General features: G+C 67.9%; 11 protein-coding genes. 6 read left to right on the top strand and 5 right to left on the bottom strand.

Features of this window, described 5'->3' with window-relative positions; all coding sequences use genetic code 11:
- Nucleotides 1–7: 7 nt before the first annotated feature.
- Genes AC6H42_RS12095 through AC6H42_RS12080 form a run of 4 tightly spaced genes read right to left on the bottom strand, consistent with a single transcriptional unit; the run spans nt 8 to nt 3,748 of the window.
- Entirely contained in the window at nt 8–943 is a 936-nt protein-coding gene (locus AC6H42_RS12095) for an EamA family transporter (protein ID WP_057154758.1), read from the bottom strand.
- Nucleotides 944–970: 27 nt separating this feature from the next.
- Nucleotides 971–1,801 (bottom strand): substrate-binding periplasmic protein, encoded by an 831-nt coding sequence (locus AC6H42_RS12090; RefSeq protein ID WP_497548138.1) that lies wholly within the window; start codon nt 1,799–1,801, stop codon nt 971–973.
- On the bottom strand, nt 1,798–3,066 hold the full coding sequence (locus tag AC6H42_RS12085; protein WP_057154757.1) for a TCR/Tet family MFS transporter: 1,269 nt from the start codon (nt 3,064–3,066) through the stop codon (nt 1,798–1,800). The genes AC6H42_RS12090 and AC6H42_RS12085 overlap by 4 nt, the downstream gene beginning before the upstream one ends.
- 22 nt (nt 3,067–3,088) lie before the next feature.
- A complete protein-coding gene (locus AC6H42_RS12080) occupies nt 3,089–3,748 on the bottom strand; it encodes an HD domain-containing protein (RefSeq protein ID WP_057154756.1) in 660 nt (219 codons plus the stop codon).
- A 183-nt stretch (nt 3,749–3,931) separates the two neighbouring features.
- On the opposite strand from AC6H42_RS12080, the gene AC6H42_RS12075 reads away from it, so the two are divergent.
- On the top strand, nt 3,932–4,423 hold the full coding sequence (locus AC6H42_RS12075) for a chemotaxis protein CheW (RefSeq protein ID WP_057154755.1): 492 nt from the start codon (nt 3,932–3,934) through the stop codon (nt 4,421–4,423).
- Between the two features lie 5 nt (nt 4,424–4,428).
- Nucleotides 4,429–6,045, top strand: coding sequence for a methyl-accepting chemotaxis protein (locus AC6H42_RS12070; RefSeq protein WP_057154754.1), 1,617 nt, complete (start codon nt 4,429–4,431; stop codon nt 6,043–6,045).
- Here AC6H42_RS12070 and AC6H42_RS12065 read toward each other — a convergent pair.
- Nucleotides 6,042–6,812 (bottom strand): reverse transcriptase-like protein, encoded by a 771-nt coding sequence (locus AC6H42_RS12065; protein WP_057154753.1) that lies wholly within the window; start codon nt 6,810–6,812, stop codon nt 6,042–6,044. The two genes, AC6H42_RS12070 and AC6H42_RS12065, sit on opposite strands and share 4 nt — an antisense overlap.
- 177 nt (nt 6,813–6,989) lie before the next feature.
- On the opposite strand from AC6H42_RS12065, the gene AC6H42_RS12060 reads away from it, so the two are divergent.
- The 4 genes from AC6H42_RS12060 to AC6H42_RS12045 all read left to right on the top strand — a co-directional run bounded on the left by AC6H42_RS12060 (nt 6,990) and on the right by AC6H42_RS12045 (nt 13,181).
- Nucleotides 6,990–8,795: an ABC transporter ATP-binding protein gene (locus tag AC6H42_RS12060; protein WP_497548137.1), complete on the top strand. Its 1,806-nt coding sequence runs from the start codon at nt 6,990–6,992 to the stop codon at nt 8,793–8,795.
- Complete coding sequence (locus AC6H42_RS12055) at nt 8,785–10,632, top strand: ABC transporter ATP-binding protein (RefSeq protein WP_497548136.1); 1,848 nt, start codon at nt 8,785–8,787, stop codon at nt 10,630–10,632. Before AC6H42_RS12060 ends, AC6H42_RS12055 begins: the two co-directional genes overlap by 11 nt.
- Before the next feature lie 65 nt (nt 10,633–10,697).
- Nucleotides 10,698–11,987, top strand: coding sequence for a sigma-54 interaction domain-containing protein (locus AC6H42_RS12050; RefSeq protein ID WP_082551730.1), 1,290 nt, complete (start codon nt 10,698–10,700; stop codon nt 11,985–11,987).
- A 150-nt stretch (nt 11,988–12,137) separates the two neighbouring features.
- Entirely contained in the window at nt 12,138–13,181 is a 1,044-nt protein-coding gene (locus tag AC6H42_RS12045; RefSeq protein WP_057154750.1) for an LLM class flavin-dependent oxidoreductase, read from the top strand.
- Nucleotides 13,182–13,187 lie beyond the last annotated feature (6 nt).

The raw sequence follows: 13,187 nt of genomic DNA, 5'->3' as shown, positions 1-13,187 counted from the left end.
GCTGCCGTCAGGCGTAGCGCATCAGTGCGGCGCCGCCGGCGATCAGGGCGATGGCGGCGTAGCGCTGTGGGCTGATTTTCTCGCCAAGGAAGAAGACGGCGATGGCGGCGGCGAACAGGATGGCGGTTTCGCGCAGCGCCGCCACGGCTGCCACTGGCGCCATCGTCATTGCCCATAGCGACATGGCGTAGGAGCCCAGCGTGCCGGCTCCGCCCAGCGCGGTCACGCGCCAGTGCGCGGCCGCGTAGGCGGCGAATTGCGCGCGGCGCCGCAGCAAGGTCCAGGCCAGCAGGCCGGCAGCGGTGAAGACGAACAGCCACATGGTGTATGCCACCGGGGAGCCGGAGTGACGCGCGCCGACGCCGTCCACCAGCGTGTAGCACGCGATGGCGCCGGCGTTCAGCAGCGCGTACAGCACGGCGCGGCCAGGGCGCTGTGGGGAGGGCGGGGTCAGCGCTGCGCCAGCTTGCGCAGTGTCACCCACAGCCGCCGCGCCGCCGGGCCGCCGCGCCGCTGTGCGACCGACTGGCGCCGCCCGCCGGTGCGCAAGCGCCATGCTGAAGATGCCGCCGCTGATGCAGGCCACGGCGCCGAACTGCATCGCCGTCAACTGCTCGCCGAGCAAAGGCGCGCTGGCCAGCGCCACCAGCAGGGGGGCGCTGCCGCGCATCAGCGGATAGGCCAGGCTCATGTCGCCGTGCCGGTAGGCGGCCGCCATCAGGCCGTAGTAGAAGTAATGGATGACGGTGGTGGCGAACAGCATCGGCCAGCTGGCGGGTGCGGGCGCCGGGAAGAAAGGCAGCGCCGCCAGCGAAATCAGCGCGGCGCCCGAGGCCACCAGGACCGAAGTGAGGAAAGCGTCCTTGCCGGCCTTGACGAGCGCGTTCCAGCCCGCATGCAGCAGCGCTGCCAGCAGGATGATGGCGACGACGTATCCTGGCATCGGCAGTACAGGCTCCGGCGCCCGCGCCTAGCGCGGGCGCACGCTTTCGGCCAGGATGGCGGGGCGGTGCACGCGCTGGAAGGCTTCCATCACGGCGTTGGACTTGGCCACCCGTTCCATCATGTCCAGCATGATGGCCTGGTCCTCCGGCTTGAGCGAGCGGCGCGACACGTAGATGCCGCTCTCGCTCCAGGGCAGTTCCGGTATCGGCTCCACCCGCAGCCGGTCCAGCATGCCGGCCAGGCGCGCGTCGCGCATCACGGCGCCGGCCAGTGTGGTCGGGCCCATGATGGTGACGTCGATGGCGCCGGATTGCATCAGCCGGGCTACCGCTACCGAGTCCACCTCCTGGAACAGACGTCCCTGCCTGGCCAGCTCCTTGATCAGCACCTGGTAAGGCTCGCCATAGTCGAAACCGCGCACCACGGCCACGCGCAGCTCCGGGCGCTGCAGCAGGTCCTGGGCGCTGGAGAGGGCGGGGCGTCCGCTGGCCACCGAAATGAGCGTGGCGCGATGGCCGATCAGGGGAATGAAAGTGCCGACCTGGTCGCGCGCCGGCGTGCGCGTGGCGGGCAGCATCAGGTCGGCCTTGCCCATTTCGAACAGCACCTCCTGGCGCGCGCGCGGCACCCCGGAGAATACCAGCTGGCAGCCGGCTTTCTGGCTGGCCGCGCGCAGCACGTCGGGATAGATGCCGGCCACGTCGCCGTTGCTGATGGTGATGCTGACACCGATCGGCGCCACCGGCACGGCGATCTCGCGCGAGCATTCCGCCGCGGCCGGCGCGGCCAGCGAACTGAACGTCGCCAGCACCGGCAGCAGCGCCAGCATTCCCGGCGCCGGCGGCCATGCCATCATGGCTGCACCGCCGTGCTGGCAGGCTGCTTCAGGTCGTGCGTGCGGAAGTAGTGCCGTGCCACCAGGATGGCCAGCGCCTGCATGGCCGCGCACACGAAAAAGCTGCTGCCGATGCGCCAGTCGTTGGCCGGCAAGTGGCTGACCTCGCCCAGGATGGCGCTGCCCAGCAGCGGCATGAAAATGATGCCGATGCTGCTGATCGACTGCAGGGAACCCATCAGCTCGCCCTGCTGGCCGGCGTCGGTGGCCTTGGAGATGATGCCTTGCAGCGCCGGGCCGGCGGCGAACGCCATCAGGTTACAGCAGATGAACAGGTACATCATCCAGCCTTGCGTGGCCAGGCCGTACAAGGTGTAGGTGATGCAGCCCGAGGCCAGGCCGATCAGCGTCAGGCGCACTTCGCCGAACCACTTGATGAAGACGCCCAGCAGGCCGGCCTGCACCACGGCGGCGGCCATGCCCACGCAGAACAGCGCGGCGCCGTTCTGGCCGGGGCTCCAGTCGAAGCGGAAGTGGGTGTACAGCACCCAGGTCGACTGCAGCATCATCTGCGCGCAGGTCATCAGCGCGAAGGCGATGATCAGACCGCGGATATCCTCGCGGCGGGCCAGCTTGAACAGGCCGTCGAGCGGATTGACGCGGGTGAGCTTGAACCTGGAGCGGCGCGATTCGGGCAGCGACTCGGGCACGCAGAAGTAGCCGTAGATGAAATTGGCGGCCGACAGGCCCGCCGCCACGTAGAACGGCAGGTGCAGGTCGATGCTGCCCAGCAGGCCACCCAGCATGGGGCCGGCGATGAAGCCCAGGCCGAAGGCGGCGCCGATCTTGCCGAAGCTCTTGGCGCGGTTCTCGTGGGTGGAAATGTCGGACGCGTAGGCCGAGGCCACCGACATGCTGGCCGAGGAGGCGCCGCCGATCACGCGGCCGATGAACATGCAGGCCAGGTTGGGCGCCCAGGCGGTGGACAGGAAGTTGATGCACATGCCGGCCATGGAATACAGCAGCACCGGCCGGCGGCCCACCCTGTCGCTGACGGCACCCAGCATGGGCATGAAAAGGAACTGCATCAGCCCGAACACGGCGCCCATCACGCCGTACCACAGTGCCTGCGCGTCGCGCGTGTGGACGAATTCTCCGACCAGGATGGGCAGCACCGGCACCACCAGGCCGATGCCCAGCATGTCGATGAACACGCACACCAGCACGAATTTGAGGTTGCCGTTGGAGGTGGTGGAAAGGGGAACGGGTTCGCTTTTGCTGGTCATGGGCGGAAAGATCGGATCTAGGCTAAGGCGTGGCGGGGCTGGCAGCCCATTCGGCGATGAAGCTGTCGCGGAAGGCGATCAGCTCGGCCAGGCGGCTTTGCCCGAGGCGGCGGCCGGCGGCGGTTTGCATCTTGGCCGGAAGCGTGGCCAGCTTCACGTCGATATGGTCGAGCGAATAGGCTTTGTCGTCCAGTTCGCGGTGCAGCGCCATCGGGTCGTCGGCGTGGGCCAGCGCGCAGCCCATGCGGCCGGCAGTGTAGAACATGCGGGCCAGGCCGACCGCGCCCAGCGCGTCGAGGCGGTCGGCGTCCTGCACGATCTTCGCTTCGATGGTTTCCGGCTTGATGCCGGCCGAGAAGCTGTGCGTTTCGATCGCGTGCGCGGTTGCGGCCAGCTTTTCGGGCGGGAAGCCCAGTTCGGCCAGCTGGCGGCTGGCCAGGCGCGCGGCCTGGCGCGAAGCCAGGTGGCGGTCCGGCGAATTCTTGGGCAGGTTCACCAGGTCGTGCAGATAGCAGGCTGCCAGCACCACCAGCGCGTCCGCCTCCGGGTAATCGTCCATCAGCAGCGTGGCGTTGCGCCACACGCGGTGCAGATGGTTGGTGTCGTGCGCGCCGTCATCGGCGGCGGCGGCGGTGGCCAGCGCCACCAGGCGCGGATGCCAGCTACTTAACAACGTATTCATTCTTCTCCTTGGGGCGGGGCATGCTGCTTGCCCTGCGATTGTGGCATTGAATTGCCAAGAAGGCCATAGCAGTTTGCGGTGCAAATACACTGAAACCGATAGACTTTATGTTGCTTCTGTGCATTTATTTGCTGCGTTGGACCTTGTTGTACGGTAACATTATGGCTCTTTTGAGAGGAACCTATGTCTACCGACGCTATTTCCGCCGCCAACGTCGCGGCCGCCGCCGAATACCTCGCCTTTACCCTGGGCCAGGAAGAGTACGGCATCGACATCCAGAAAGTCAGCGAGATCCGCAGCTATGAAGCGCCGACCCGCATTGCCAGCGCGCCGGAATTCGTCAAGGGCGTGATCAACCTGCGTGGCCTGATCGTGCCGATCGTCGACATGCGCATCAAGTTCAATGTGGGCGAACCGACATACAACCAGTTCACCGTCGTCATCATCCTGAACATCGGCCACCGCGTGGTGGGCATGGTGGTCGACAGCGTGTCGGACGTGACCATCCTGACCCCGGAGCAGGTCAAGCCGGCGCCGGAAATTACCTCCACGTTGAACACCGAATACATCGTCGGCCTGGGCACCATCGACGAGCGCATGCTGATCCTGGTGGACATCGACCGCCTGATGACGAGCGCCGACATGGGCTTGCTCGACTCGGCGCTGGCCGCCTGAGCGCCGTGAGCATGCTGTCCAACATCCGCATCGGCAAGCGACTGGCGCTCGGCTTTGCCGTCATCCTGGCCCTGTCCGTGGCCATTACCGGTATCTCCATCTGGCGCCTGCACGAAGTGGCCAACGCGACGCGCGCGATGATGGAAGTGCCGCTGGCGAAAGAGCGCATGATCAGCGACTGGTCGAGCAAGATCGACAGTGCGATCCGCCGCACCACCGCCATCGCCCGCAGCAGCGATCCGTCGCTGGTGGGCTTTTTTGCCGACGAGGCCAAGAAATCCAGCGCCGTGTCTGCCGAGCTGCAGAAGAAAATCGAAGCACTGGTGGACGAAGACGAGAAGGAACTGTTCAACCGCATCGGCGAGCAGCGCAAAATCTACCTGTCCTCGCGCGACAAGGTGACCAAGCTGAAGGCTGAGGGCGCGCTGGAGGAGGCCGAAGCACACTTCAGCAACGTGTTCGCGCCCGGTGCGGCCGCCTACCAGAACCTGATGGCCGAACTGCTGAAGCGCCAGCGCGGCAAGATCGACGCCATCGCGGTGGAAATCGAGAATGGGGCCGATACCAGCCGCAAGCTGTTGATAGCGCTAACCGCGCTGGTGCTGGCTTTGGGCGTGGTGTGCTCCTGGCTGCTGACCGCGAGCATTACGCGGCCGCTTGGCCAGGCGCTGGACGCGGCGCGGCGCGTGGCGGCCGGCGATCTGACCGGCACCATCCGTGTCAGCGGCAGCGACGAAACCGGCCAGCTGCTGGCGGCGCTGCAGGACATGAACAATGCGCTGCTGAACATCGTGATGCAGGTGCGCAGCGGTACGGCGGAGATTGAGACGTCGTCCACCGAAATCGCGGCCGGCAACCAGGACCTGTCGTCGCGCACCGAGCAGCAAGCGAGCTCGCTGGAGGAGACTGCCGCGTCGATGGAAGAGCTGACCGCCACGGTGAAGAACAACGCCAGCAACGCGCACCAGGCCAACCAGCTGGCCGACGCGGCGGCCGATGTTGCCGTCAAGGGCGGCGCCGTGGTCGCCGAAGTGGTGGGCACGATGGAAGCCATCAATGCCGCCTCGCGCAAGATCGTGGACATCATCTCGGTGATCGACGGTATCGCGTTCCAGACCAACATCCTGGCCCTGAACGCCGCAGTGGAGGCGGCGCGCGCCGGCGAGCAGGGCCGTGGTTTCGCCGTGGTGGCCAGCGAAGTGCGCACGCTGGCGCAGCGCTCGGCCGCCGCCGCCAAGGAGATCAAGGAGCTGATCGGCGACTCGGTGGACAAGGTGAACCAGGGCGGCAAGCTGGTGGCCGACGCCGGCGCGACCATGGAAGACATCGTGTCCAGCGTACACCGCGTGAGTACCATCATCACCGAGATCACCACCGCCAGCAAGGAGCAGAGCGCCGGCATCGACGAGGTGTACAAGGCGATCGGCGAGATGGACCAGGTTACGCAGCAGAACGCGGCGCTGGTGGAGCAGGCAGCGGCCGCCGCCGAGTCCATGCAGCATCAGGCGATGCAACTTGCCGAAGTGGTCAGTGTGTTCCAGGTGGGCGGCGCGGCCAAGCCGCCGGCAGGCCGCGCACCAGCTGCCCGCACGCAGGGCGGCAAGGCGCTGGCGCTGCGCTAGTCCTGCCCGGTCCAGGAGGCGATCGCCTGTTGCGACAGGCGGTCCGCCTCGCCATTGCGGTGGCGCGGCACCCAGTGCAGCGTCACTCGCCCCGATTTCCCCAGTTCCGTCAGCAGCCCCTGCACCCGTTCGCGGTGCAGTTCCAGCCCCTTCGCTCCCGTGCCCGCGCCGGCCGCCACGTCGCCGATCACGACCTGGCTGTCGCCGTAGATCGCCAACAGCGGCGGGCGGGCGGCGAGGGCGGCTTGCAGCAATGCCTCCAGCGCCAGGTATTCCGCTTCCCCGCTATTGCCATGTCCTGCACGCTGGCTGATCTCGATGCGTTCGCCGGCCGGGCCAAGCAGCAACGCACCTATGCCCAGCCGTCCCGGATTGGGATGGGCCGAGCCGTCGAACCATGCCTGCCATGCACCTGCCTGCGGCGCATGGCGCGCCCGCTTGCCGGCCAACTTCCCGGCGCGCGCGAGCAGTTTGGCCGCGCGCCGCTCCGCATCGTCCCGCTTCAACTTTGAACGAGCGGCCAGCAGGCGGTCGAGCGCTGACGGGCCATCCAGGGCTGCCGGTGCCGCCAGCCCCGCCGGCTCCGCTGCAGCCCGGTATCCGGCCGCCGCAGCCGACTGCTCCAGGATGCGCAGCAGCGCCTGCGCTTCGTCCAGTCCCGCGCTGGCGGCAAGGCGGCGCGCGGCCACGCGCTCGTTGTGGAAGGCGGCATCGGCCAAGGTGGCAAAACCGGCCTGGGCGGCTTGAGAAGGGCGTGGAATCGTCATGCCGCCATGCTACCGCCTGCACGCCGCCGGAATCAACAAGCGCTGCTGAAAATTGCACAGCGCTGCTGGTTTTTGCGCACGCCGGCGCGCGCGGCGGGCCAGGACGTGCCCTTGGGGCGCTGGCACGGATCGTGCGGATAGGGAAGCTCCAACCCACTCCCATCCGGACAAAGCACAGTGACCAAACCATCCAACGTCCGGCAGCCGCTATTGCGCTGCCTTGCCCTTTACCGGCTGATGCCGTGGCGCTTTGCGCTGACGGCCACGCTGTTCACCATTGTCAATCTCAGCCTCGCGTGGCAGCAATGGCTGGTAGGCCGCGCCGTGCACGACGTGGAAAGCGGCCGCGCCGTGCAGCGCCAGGCGGACGGCACGCTGGACTGGTCGCTGGCCCGCTACTGGCTGATCGCCCTGCTGGCGTTAGCCGCTGCGCGCGCGGTACTCCAATACGGCGGCGGCGTAATGGCGCTGATCATCGGCCAGGAACTGCTCACCATACTGCGCCAGCGCATCCTGCAGCAAGTGCAGCGGCTGGACCTGGCGTACCACTGGCGCCACGGCGTCGGTGAACTGGTCACCCGCACCACGCGCGACGCCGACAAGGTGCGCGATGCGCTCATCAGCTTCTGGCGCCAGGTATTCGAAACAGCGCTGGTGGTGATCGCCTCCATCGGCCTGCTGTGCTGGTACAGCCCCTTGCTTGGCCTGCCGCCGCTGCTGCTCACGCTGGCCGGCATCGGTATCTTCGTGGCGCAGACCGGCCAGCTGGTGCACCTGGACCGCGCGGCGGGCGCAGCGTACGACAAGGTGAACCAGGAGCTCAGCGAAGGGGTGAACGGCGTGCGCGTCATCAAGGGCTTCGGCCTCGAGCAGCGCCGCGTCGCGGTGTTCAGCGAGCATGTCGACCAATTCGTGCGGCTGGCGCGCAAGGCGCTGGCGTATTCGGCCTCGCATATCCCGCTGCCGCAGGCAGTGGTGGCGCTGGGCCACGTCTGGATACTGGGCTATGGCGCCCACCTGGTGCAGCAGGGCCGCATGAACGTGGGCGAGATCGTAGCTGCGCTGCTGGTGGCTAATACGCTGGTGTTCCGTATCGAAGGTGTGGGCAGGGTGATGCAGATCTTTGCCGATGCGCGCTCGTCGGCGGGCCGCATCTGGGAGTTGCTGGACGAACGGCCCGGCATGCGCGGCGGTGACGGCCAGCCACAGGGCCTGCCAGACGGTGCGCTGGGACTGCGCCTCACCGGTGTGGAGATCGCCGCGCCGGGCGGCAGCAGCGCTATCCTGTCCGGATGCGACTTTGAAGTGGCGCCGGGCGAGGTGGTGGCGCTGGTGGGCGCCACCGGAGCGGGCAAGAGCACGCTGGCGGGCCTGCTGCCACGGCTGCTGGAACCGGACCAGGGATCGGTGCGCGTCGGCTCGCCGTGGGGTGGCTGGCGCGACCTGCGTGGGCTGGACCTGGGACAGTTGCGCCGCAAGGTGCACGTGGTGCCGCAGGAAAGCTTTTTGTTCTCGGACACGCTGGCCGCCAACCTGCGGCTGGCCAAACCGGACGCCAGCGACACGGAACTGGAGCAGGTGCTGGCATGGGCTGCGGCCGCGGACGTGGTGCAAGGGCTGGAACACGGCCTGCAGACCCGCGTCGGGGAGCGCGGCGCCACACTGTCCGGCGGCCAGCGGCAGCGCATCTGCCTGGCGCGAGCGCTGCTGGCGCGTCCCGCCATCCTGGTGCTGGACGACGCCACCAGCGCGCTCGACGCCCTGACCGAACGGCGCGTGCTGGACAATATCCGCCGTCTGCACGCCAGCGGCGAATACCAGGTGACGGTGCTGATGGTCGCCAGCAAACTGTCCACCATCCTGCTGGCCGACCGCGTGGCGATGCTGTCCGGTGGCCGCATCGCGGCGCAAGGTACGCACCAGGCGCTGATGGCGTCGGACGCGGGCTACCGCGAACTGCTGGGAGGCGGCGATGGCCAATAAGCTGCGCGGCCAGACTGCACTGAGCGACATCGAGCTGGAACAGGCATTGGCCCGCAAGGCGCTGGACCGCAGCATGTTCTGGCGCCTGCTGCCGCTGCTGCGCCAGGTGCGCGGCCGCATCGCCGCCGTCATCGCCCTGGAAGCGCTGCTGGTGGGCGTGATCTTCCTGCGGCCCTGGTTCCTGCGCGAAGTGATCGACAACGGCTTTATCAGGACCGCCACCGGCATCCTGCTCGACAAGCACCTGCTGGCCTGGATGGCGGCCGGGCTGGCCGTCAGCTGGGTACTGCGTTTCCTGCTGTCCGGCCTGTCCCAGTATTTCGCCGGCGGCGCAGCCATCCATATCCTGAACGCGCTCCGGGTGCGGGTGTACGCCCACGTGCAGTCGCTCAGCGTGCGCTATTTCGACCAGACCAAGGCCGGCCGCATCATCTCGCGCGCCGACCGCGACGTGGACGCGCTCGAACCGCTGCTGATACAAGGGCCGCCGGAATTGCTGTCCGCGCTGCTGCGTTGCCTGGTGGCCGGCGCGGCGCTGTGGCTGATCTCGCCGCGCCTGTTCGCGGCGCTGGCTGCCGTGGTGCCGCTGCTGGCGGGCTTCACCTGGCTGTTCAGGCGCATCTCGCAGCAGAACTGGGCCCGCGTGGCGGAGGCGCGTGCGCGCTTCACGGCTCACCTGGTGGAAACCGTGTCCGGCGTGCGGCTGATCAAGCAGCTGGTGCGCGAGGATAGCAATGCGCAGCGCTACCTCGGCCTGCTGCGCCACTTCAACCACACCCTGGTGAGCGGCAATATCCGCTCCAGCTGGTTCCTGCCGCTCACGCAGGTACTCAGCACACTGGGCATGGGGTTGCTGCTGGTGGCGGGCGGCTTCGGTATCGCCGAGGGCAGCGTGACGGTGGGCCAGCTGGCGCAAAGCCTGTTCTACGTACACCTGTTTCTCGGCCCCCTGCAGGAGCTGAACGACCTGTTCGAGCGCTACTCGTCGGGCGCGGCCTCGGCGCAGCGCGTGTTCCTGTTGCTCGATACGGAGCCCGAGATCACCGATCCGCTCACGCCGCAGCAGCCCGCGCGACGCGGCGAGGTGGAGTTTGCCAATGTCGGCTTCTCCTACGACCCGGCCGGCGCGCGGCCGGTGATCCGCTCCCTGCAGCTGCACATTCCGGCCGGCCAGGTGCTGGCCATCGTCGGACCCACGGGGCACGGCAAGAGCACGCTGGTGCAGTTGCTGGCGCGGCTGTACGAAGTGCAGTCGGGCGCGGTGCTGGTGGATGGGGTGGACGTGCGCCACTATCGGCAGCAGGAGCTGCGCAAGGTGATCGGCGTGGTCCTGCAGGACAACGTGCTGTTCTCCGGCAGTGTGCTGGACAACCTGCGCCTGGCGGCGCCGGACGCCGGCGACGGTGCGCTGATCGCCGCCGTGCGCGAGCTGGGGGCGGACGCCGTGCTGGAACGGCTGCCGCAGGGCTACCGCACCGAGGTGGGGCCGCTGGGCGGCTTCCTCAGCCACGGCCAGCGGCAACTGGTGTGCCTGGTGCGCGCCTATCTTGCCAACCCCACCGTGCTGATCCTGGACGAGGCGACGTCCGCCGTGGACCTGCACACCGAGCGCCGCATCCAGGCCGCGCTGCGGCGGCTGTGCCGGGGCCGCACCGCCATCATCATCGCACACCGGCTTGCCACCATACGGGACGCCGACCGCATCGCGGTGATCTGGAACGGCGAGCTGGCCGAGCTGGGCGACCATGACAGTTTGATTGGCCAGGGCGGGGCATACGCCAAACTGTACGGCGCCTATGCGGCCGCGCAGCAGGCTACCGCCGGCGCGGATATGTGAAAACCGGATAAGCAAGCGTGGCACTATTCGTTTGCCAGGCTTAGGCAGCGCGCTATAGTCGATTCATGGAACTACTAGCCAACCACTTCACATCCGAATTCGCGCGCAGCGCCCATTTTGCCAAGGGGACGGAAAGCGACGGGGAACCGCTCGTCGCTTTCCGGGAAGCCCAGAAAATGAGCTTGCTGGTGCGCGCCACGGCCTTCGTTTTCGCCGATCCGCGTTCGCGCGAGCTGCACCAGCTGATCGAACGCATCGCGCCCAGCGAGGCGACGGTGCTGATCACCGGGGAAACAGGCACCGGCAAGGAGCTGATAGCGCGCCACGTGCATGCCCACAGCAGCCGGCGCGACGCCAGCTTCGTCGCCGTCAACTGCGGCGCCTTCCTGGAAACGCTGATCGAAAGCGAGTTGTTCGGCTACGAACGCGGCGCTTTCACCGGCGCGCACCAGGCCAAGGCCGGCTGGTTCGAAACCGCGCGCGGCGGCACGCTGTTCCTCGACGAGATTGGCGACTTGCCGCTGCCGATGCAGGTGAAGCTGCTGCGTGTGCTGCAGGAGCGGGAGGTGGTGCGGCTGGGCGCGCGCAAGGCGATACCGATTGACGTGCGCCTGATCGCCGCCACCAATGTGGACTTGGCCGAAGCGGTGCGGGCCGGGCGCTTCCGGGAGGACTTGTACTACCGGTTGCAGGTGATCTCGCTTCCGCTGCGGCCCCTGCGCGAGCGCCCCGGCGACATCATGCCGCTCACGCGCCACTTTCTGCAGGTCTATGCGCGCCGCCTGCACCTGGCCGATGTCTCGATCACGCAGGATGCGGAGCGCGCCTTGCTGGACTATCCGTGGCCAGGCAATATACGCGAGCTGGAAAATGTGATGCACCGCGCACTGCTGGTCAGCCACGATGGCGCCGTCACAGCGCACGACCTGAGTCTGCGCGGCTGGGCGCGGCATGAGCCGCCACCTGAAGTGCGCAGCGGGCCGCAGTATGCGGCGCCAGGGCCGTACGCGGTACCGGCACACGCAGCACCGGCATACGTTGCACCGGCATACGCTGCGTCGCCCTGGTCCGGCGCGGCGGGCGAGCAACTGGGCGCGGCCGTGCCTTCCGCCGGCGGCGGACCCGGGCACACAGTCGGCCCCGGCGCCGCGCCCGCCACGGCAAGCGCACGCTTGCATGCGGCCTGGCGCGCGCTGCTTGCTTCGGGCGAGAGCATCGACTTCGAAACGCTGCAGCAGGAACTCGCGCTGGCTGCGTTCGAGAGCACGGAACGCAACCAGGTGCGGGCGTCCAGGCGCCTGAATATCAGCCGCAACATCATGCGCACTTACCTGAAGAAGGCGGGCGTACTGTAGCTGCGCAAACACAGGCTGTTGCCAGGGCAGCAGCCTGTTCGTCGCGCAGCACGCGCGGCGTGCGCAGAAGGGTGGATGTGGCGTTTCCTGCATGGCACGGTTTCTGCGTTGCGTAGTGGGCTGACACCACAACTCACGAGGAGCTTCAACATGACCACGGAATTCATCTGGCAACTGCCTACCGCCGGCGATGGCCGCTACGGCGAAGCGGCCCGGCTGCGGCGCGGCGAACGCGCTGCGGACGCGGGCTCGCCCTACAGCGGCGGCGTGTCCGACCCGCGCGGCAGCCGCTTCAACTACTACGACTATCTGCACCAGGTGGCGCGCGCGGCCGACCTTTCAGGCTTCGACGGCGTGCGCATCGGCCACGACCTTCAGGGCGAGGAAGCGTGGATCGTTGCCGGCTACGTGGCGCGCGGCACGCGCCGCATCAAGCTGGTGACGGAATTTGAGGCCGCATGGGGCTCGGCGGTCTACGCGGCGAAGAATGCCGCCAGCTTCCAGCGCTTCACAAGCGGCCGCCTGGCCTGGCAGATCGCTCCGGGCGGGACTGCCGGGGATCGGCGCCGCCATGCCGACTACGCGGAGGACGCCGACGTGCTGCCGCGCATCGACGAATTCCTGACTGTGGCGCGCGGCGTCCTGACTACCGCACCGTTCAATTTCAAGGGCAAGTTCTTCGAAGTGGGCGAGGGCGGCTTCCGTGGCACGCTGGCCAACAATCCGGTACCCAAGGTCTACCTGTCCGGCGCCAGCGAGCAGGCCTTTGCGCTGTCCGCACGGCAAGCGGACGTGCACGTGCTCGATGCCGCCCCGCCGGAGACGCTGCGTGCGCAGGCCGCACACATTGCCGCGCTGGCTGCCGCTGCCGGCCGCAAGGTCGCCATTGGACTGCGCATCAGCGTGGTTGCGCGTGAAACGGAGGACGAAGCGCGGCGCGACGCGGCGATCCTGCAGAGCCAGTCCACCGCCGCGGTTGCCGCTGCTGCCGACGATGATGGACCCGGCCCGGCGGCCACACTGGTTGGCAGCTTCGAGCAGGTCGCCGATGGCCTGTCCGAATACGCCGCCGCGGGCGTATCCAGCTTCCTGTTGTCCGCCGCGCCGCATCTCGAAGAGGCCTACCGTTTCGGCGAAAACGTTCTGCCCGCACTGCGCGAGCGCCTTGCCGCCGCCGAGCGCCAGGCAGCCTGACCACAT

Source organism: Massilia sp. NBRC 108631 (assembly GCF_059704565.1).
This window is presented reverse-complemented; position numbering and strand designations above follow the sequence as displayed.